Below are 2863 nucleotides of genomic sequence, written 5' to 3'. Positions count from 1 at the left end.
AGCAAGGGAAGCCGATAGCTCTCCACCTGCTCCTCACTCGTCTCCAGCCACTTGATCGCCTCGCCCCTACGACCAAGCTTAATCAGCAGTTCGGCTATCTTACTCGCCGTTATAGCTGTTGGTCCCTCCAGTTCCACCGCCTTTTGCAGCTGCTGCAGTGCCCCCTCGTGGTCGTTACGCATAATACTTGCCACCGACATCCCTCGCCACACCTCAGCGGTATTGGTCAGATAGTCCGTCACCACCCGCTCATAAGTGCGGCCTGCGGCATCGTATTGCCCAAAGCCCACCATCATAGTTGCGAGCTTGAGCAACCCCTCCTCGCTAAGTAGTCCTCGCCTGGAGAGGAAGGCCCCATCAAGCAGATAGGGAGAACGAGCAAATGGGCTCACCAACGTATGTCGATGACTCGAAAGCTGGTAAAAGCGGTAGGCACTAAAGAGGAGTTCCCTCGCGCCATCTACCTCAGTGGGTGCTGGCAAAGGAGTAGCATCGGGCATTGACTGCTCTAAAATATCGGCCTCCATGCCACGAACCACCTCTCTCCATGCTGGTACCAAGGCATACGAATACATGTCAGCGCTAATCATTCTACGCCCTTGCGACATAAATGGCAGGATGCGAGTAAAGACCTCCACATTCGCCTGGTCTAGGTCGGGATACTGCTCATCAAACCTCAGGAACCAGTGGCTCATCTTACTGAAAAAGGCAAAGCCCTTGAGCCCTGTGACTAGGTGGTAAGCGGTATCTTGCTCCGCATCTTGTAGCATCTTCAATTGATCTGGCACCTTAGCCATCAGCTCCTCCATCTCCTCGAAGTGCTCCTTATCAATCGCCTTCTTCTGTAGCTCTGCTATCTGACTACTGAGTGAGCCAGTACCACTCATAGACTGCCGAAACTTATCACTGATATTCTTTAGCTCAGGCACAATCTTCTCCTCATAGGTCTTGTGGTTTTCGGTCGTCTTGTACGATATCTGCACCACCTTAAGTAGCTCTAGCAACAGCTCTTCACGAGATAAAAGAAAGGTCTCTACCTCCGCAACCAAATCGGGGTGAAGGGCACACAGTTCCGCCTGATGACGGCGACCCAAGACAAGGAGTGCTGCCATAGCGGCACCCCGCACAATAGGATCGTGATGACCCTTTCCAAAGGCTAGGAGTAGCGAGAGCTTTTGCTCATCAAAATACTCCATACTCCCCACAAAAAGGGCAGAGACAACACTCTGAGCTATAAGTGGTGGCAACTGTGTCACCTCAAGGGAATATTGCAGACGCTCACTCACCGACTTGGGAAGCCGTGGTGTAGCCCAGAGGTAGTCGAAGAGTTGGTCCACCTTATCAAAGAAGCTCTGCTCTCTCTTGGATACCTCCTCGGATAGCTCATCAATTAGATGAACTATTTTCTCAGCATTGAGCTGGTAAATCTTGAGCCTCTGTACGGTCTCGCAACGAGTGTCATTTGGTCGCTCCTCCTCCTCGATATGAGCCGCATTGGCACGGAGCATTTGCATCAGAGAGGTACCTATCCCCCTCAAGATCTCACTGCGCTTTGGGTCGTCCGTACCCTCCTTATAGTAGTAAGTAAGGTACTTGTAAGTCTCCTCTAGCTGCTGGATCTCTCCACTCTCCGTCAACGGCAACGACCGCATATCTTTCAGTACCATGCCGTAGAGCCCCTCGAGCGTTTTATTCACATGCCACCGCACTCGGGGAGGGTAATACTCCTCCACTCCATATTCTGATAGAGAAATCTCTCTTTTTTTCATTCTTAAGCTCCTTTCATGATTCCCATTGGGTCCACAACTACCAACACTGCCGCCGCGAGTAGCAACAGCCCAACTAATACCATCGCTATCCTGGCACCACCCAAACCTATCTTCTTGGGGAGGAAGCCGTAGGAGCGACTATTGAAAAACCAACGGCTACCCCTCAGCCCGACCCATAGGGCCATAAGCCCAGGGAGGACAAACATTAGCCCGAGGGCAATATAGACCAGTCCCGCTTTCGTCATTACCGTGGGTCGTAGATGAATGGCTCCTCAGCACTAAGCAGAGAGAGACGTCGGTGGTCACCCTCCATCTCAATTCTTACACGCACTACTTCGTCTTCATCTGGCAGAAAAGGGGTGAAGAGTGCTGGCCACTCCACAAAGCAGTAGTAGCCGCTGTAGAGGTAGTCGGTAGCACCGATGTTTTGCAAGTCGTCGTGCGTCTCAAGGCGATAAGCGTCGAAGTGGTAAACAGGATCGCCACTTTCGGTGTGATACTCATTGACAATGGCGAAGGTAGGGCTACTCGTTACCTCCTCCACGCCAAGCTCTTTAGCAAGTTCCTTAATAAGCGTCGTCTTACCTGCCCCCATCGGTGCGTCAAATAGCCACACAGGCTGTTCGCCTAGCTCCTTCAGTAGAAAGCTAGCCACCTCCGGCACCTCACTGAGCTGATACTCTATGCTCTTTCCCTCGCCCCACTCTATTTGTTTAGTCCCCATATATATCCAATATATCAAATTAGTTAAATCAAGTTACAAAGAGAATGTTGCACGAAGTGCCATTCTCACATATTTTCTCAAATGTGCTGAGACTTTGCACGAAGGATGAGATGCAAGGCGCTGAGGATGAGGCCGAAGGGAGCGTACTAACGTACGTGACCTAGGCCGAACTCCGAAAGCAACGCAGCAGATCGCCTTCGTGCAACAGTCTCAATAAACAAAACTACCTATTTCCCAGCCAATAGACAAATATTCCCCCGATTCACCATTAACCATCACCAAAAAAGAACCTCCGCAGAGGTCCTTCTCCCATAAGACCCGTGTCGGAAGGGGTGCTAGTAGCCCGAAGGGCTTACATGGTCTAATAACC

The 2863-nt window shown here is 51.1% G+C and carries 3 protein-coding genes; all 3 read right to left on the bottom strand.

The window, feature by feature from the left end:
- The coding region (locus QVO39_RS06435; RefSeq protein WP_288171878.1) for a tetratricopeptide repeat protein at positions 1 to 1769 on the bottom strand (1769 nt) is incomplete at its 3' end.
- A 2-nt stretch (positions 1770 to 1771) separates the two neighbouring features.
- Positions 1772 to 2014 (bottom strand): hypothetical protein, encoded by a 243-nt coding sequence (locus tag QVO39_RS06430; RefSeq protein WP_018027789.1) that lies wholly within the window; start codon positions 2012 to 2014, stop codon positions 1772 to 1774.
- Positions 2014 to 2493, bottom strand: a complete 480-nt coding sequence (gene tsaE, locus QVO39_RS06425) for a tRNA (adenosine(37)-N6)-threonylcarbamoyltransferase complex ATPase subunit type 1 TsaE (RefSeq protein ID WP_021903494.1) — start codon at positions 2491 to 2493, stop codon at positions 2014 to 2016. Before tsaE ends, QVO39_RS06430 begins: the two co-directional genes overlap by 1 nt.
- Positions 2494 to 2863: the final 370 nt, after the last annotated feature.

Source organism: Porphyromonas sp. CAG:1061 (genome assembly GCF_000435035.1).
GTDB classification, from domain to species: Bacteria; Bacteroidota; Bacteroidia; order Bacteroidales; family Porphyromonadaceae; genus Porphyromonas_A; species Porphyromonas_A somerae.
This window is presented reverse-complemented; position numbering and strand designations above follow the sequence as displayed.

What these genes read in the sequence shown, in the direction of transcription:
- tsaE (WP_021903494.1), bottom strand. Translation starts at nt 2,493, where the DNA reads ATGGGGACTAAACAAATAGAGTGGGGCGAGGGAAAGAGCATAGAGTAT.
- QVO39_RS06430 (WP_018027789.1), bottom strand. Translation starts at nt 2,014, where the DNA reads ATGACGAAAGCGGGACTGGTCTATATTGCCCTCGGGCTAATGTTTGTC.